This window comes from Armatimonadota bacterium (assembly GCA_020354555.1).
In the GTDB taxonomy this organism is placed as follows: Bacteria; Armatimonadota; Hebobacteria.
In genome coordinates this window covers 1,891,730-1,894,887 of the sequence record CP070648.1, presented here as the reverse complement: position 1 = coordinate 1,894,887, position 3,158 = coordinate 1,891,730, and the positions used below count along the sequence as shown (strand labels likewise).

Below are 3,158 nucleotides of genomic sequence, written 5' to 3'. Positions count from 1 at the left end.
TCGAGTCGGACTTTCGCCGCGTGCTGGATCGTCCCGACATTGACGTCATCACCTACGCCACCCCCGATCACTGGCACGCGCTCATCGCCATCCTCGCCTTCCAGGCCGGCAAGCACGTCTACGGCGAGAAGCCGCTCTCGCGCGACCTGGCCGAGGGACGGGCGATGCTCAGAGCCGCGCGGAGATACAACCGCATCTTCCAACTCGGCACCCAGATCCACGCCGGTGACAACTACCACCGCGTCGTCGAGCTGATTCGCGCCGGTGTCATCGGCGCCGTCCATACCGTGCGCCTGTGGCGCGTCGGCAAGGAAATCGACCTCGGCTTCCAGCCGGACGGCGATCCGCCGCCGACGCTGGATTGGGACATGTGGCTCGGCCCCGCGCCGTGGCGGCGGTTCAACGGCGCGGTTTGCCCGTACAACTTCCGGTTCTACTGGGATTACTCCGGCGGCACCTTCGCCGACTTCTGGTGCCACGTCGCCGATCTCCCGTTCTGGGCGCTGAATCCCGGCGCGCCGTTGACCGTGTCCGCGAGCGGCGACGACCCGCTTGACCACATGGTCACTGCGCCGGACTTCATGGATGCCGAGTTCGAGTTCACGGATCTCAAGATGTCCTGGCACAGCCGGACCCCCGACATCCCCGGCGCCGAGGACAAGGGCCTGGGCATCCAATTCGTCGGCACCAAGGGCGAACTCGTCGCCGACTACGAGTCCCGCGTCATCTTCCTCGACGGCAAGCAGCACGCGGACATCCCGGAGGTGCCGGCATCCCTGCCGCGTTCACCCGGGCATCAGCGCAACTTCCTGGATTGCGTGAAATCCGGCGCGCAGCCCGAGAGCAACCTCGAGTACGTCGTGCCCATGACGCTGCCGATGCACGCGGCATGCATCGCATATCGCCTGGGGCGCAAGCTGACCTGGGACGCGGCCCGCGGCGAGTTCGTCGGCGACGACGCCGCGAACCGCATGCGCCATCGCCCCTACCGCGCGCCGTGGTATCTGCCGACGTGAACCGAAGGACCGGAGGACACTTGATGAGACTGCTCCTCGCAATCCTGCTGACCACATTGCTGGTGCCGTCCGCCTTAGCCGGCAATGCTCCCTCCGGCTTTGTCCCGCTCTTCGACGGCAAGACCCTCGACGGCTGGGTCGTCACCGGCAACCCCGAGGGATTCACCGTCCTCGACGGCTGCATCCACAGCGACGGCGGCAAGGGCGGCCGCCTGATCCGCACCGACCGACCATACGGCAACTTCATCCTGCGCCTCGAGTTTATGCTGTCCGAGCGCGGCAACAGCGGCATATTCCTCCGCGGCAGCGACTCCGACCGCGGGTTTGAGGTGCAACTCAGCGCGCCCGGCCGAGACGACTCGCACTGCACCGGCTCGATCTACGGCCGGGTGCCGGTGAACCCCCGCCCCGACGAGACCCCGCTGCGTTGGCACGCAATCGAGATCACCGCTGCGTACAAGCACATCGAGGTCATGGTTGATGGCGTCAAGGTCTGCGAGGGCGACTACGACCAGGTGCCTTCAATGAAGGACCTGCGGCTCGCCGGTTACGTCGGCATGCAGGATTCGCACTCCGGCACTGGGCGCTGGGTCAAGTTCCGCAATATCGAGATCAATGACCTGGATCAGGATCCGAGCTTCGTGGCCGAGGGACTCGTCTCCTCCGATCCCGCGATCCGCCGAGTCGCTTACGACGCCGCGGTAGGGCTGGGGCCGCCGATGGTCATGCCGCTGCTGGACATCGTAGTGAGCGCGGACGAGACCGCGAGCCACACGGCCGAGATGGCGCTCGCGCGCATCGTCGGCAACGCCAGTGCGCCGGGCGCCGACGCGCAGGCGGATCAAGTGCGCGTCGCCCTGCTTGACCGCGTGGCGGCCTCCCGCGACGCCAGCGCCCCGGAACGGGTGCTGGCGGCTCGGCTGTTGGGGCTGGTCGGGAGAGCAGATCGCCGCACGATCGCCGTCCTCACGGAAGCTGTGCTGGAAGGCGGACAGATCGGGGGAACCGCGCTGGAGGGGCTGGGCCGCATTCCCGGACGCGCTGTGACGAACGCTCTGATTGAGATCTTGCCCGCGGCTGACCGGTCACAGCAGCCCGGCATACTCCTCGCCCTCGGCGCGCGAGGCGACGTCGCGGCATTCCCGGCACTCGCCGACGCGGCGCGAAACCGCGCCGGACATATGCGCCTCGCGGCGGTGCAGGCTCTCGGCCTGCTCGGCAGCGCGAAGGCAGTTCCCATCTTGGCGCAGACGGGCCGGAATGCATCCACCCGCATTCGCGCGGCCGCCGTTGAGGCGCTGCTCGCTATCGCCGACGCGGACGGCGTGGCTGCCCCCGCGCGCCGGCAGGCCCTCCGCGCCGCGCGCGAACTCACCGTGAGCGATACGCAGTAGACGGCGGTTGACGCAACGGAGGGGTCTTGAACGCTGAACTCAGCCAATGACCGGGCTCAAGTCGGATTGAGGTGGCCTGCTCCGTCATCGCCGCTGAGGCGGAAGCAGGGCATCACGAACGTCGAGGAGTTAGTGCCCGTCCTCGCCCAGCATGGCAAGTAGCGTGGCGTCCCTCCGCAGCCGCCCAGCCGGGGGTATCACCGATTGTGGTGGGGCAGGCGCGCCACAGGCACGTAAACGTCTCGTGGCTAGGCGCCAACTGGTCGGCGCCGCCACCCCGGCCCGAAGGGCTTAGGAGCCTGCCAAAGCCAACTTAGTGCATTCGCAGCCGAGACGGCCGCGCCACCGGGAGCAAGCTGCGCCGTTTGCCGTATCTGCGCTTTCCGGGGTCACGTCTCCCAACTGCCCCTATCGCGCCCGGTCGCCCGCTAGCGGCCAACCGCGGCGTTGAGGGCGAAGGCTTCCACCGACAGGTCGGGCCCGAGGCCGACGAAACAGGGCTCTTCCCCCTCCCCGCGCAAACGCCGTAGATCTACATAGCCTCGGCCTGATACGACTCCTCTCTCTTGCAGGGATAAGTTGGGGCCGGGTGCGCCGCCTGCGCCATTCGTCCCCACTTCGAACACCCGCAGCGCCTCGTCAGTCGCCACGAGCAGGCCCGCGGTTCTGCCCGCCTCACAGCCCGTGGGCTCGATCACTTGCACCGCCGTCACCGCCTCCCCGAGTAGCACGCGCTGCCGCAGCTCAC

At 68.0% G+C, this 3,158-nt stretch carries 3 protein-coding genes; 2 read left to right on the top strand and 1 reads right to left on the bottom strand.

Translation table 11 applies throughout. The features are described 5' to 3' along the window. Both JSV65_07740 and JSV65_07735 read left to right on the top strand, forming a co-directional pair. On the top strand, positions 1–1,016 hold a 1,016-nt coding region (locus JSV65_07740), incomplete at its 5' end, for a Gfo/Idh/MocA family oxidoreductase (protein UCH36234.1). Positions 1,017–1,039: 23 nt separating this feature from the next. Further along, on the top strand, positions 1,040–2,410 hold the full coding sequence (locus JSV65_07735; protein ID UCH36233.1) for a DUF1080 domain-containing protein: 1,371 nt from the start codon (positions 1,040–1,042) through the stop codon (positions 2,408–2,410). Between the two features lie 428 nt (positions 2,411–2,838). On the opposite strand, the gene JSV65_07730 is transcribed toward JSV65_07735, so the two are convergent. Next, positions 2,839–3,158 (bottom strand): hypothetical protein (locus JSV65_07730; GenBank protein ID UCH36232.1); only part of this gene is annotated, 320 nt, incomplete at its 5' end.

Excerpts from the sequence above, each read along its gene's own strand:
- JSV65_07735 (UCH36233.1), top strand. The coding sequence starts at position 1,040 with ATGAGACTGCTCCTCGCAATCCTGCTGACCACATTGCTGGTGCCGTCC.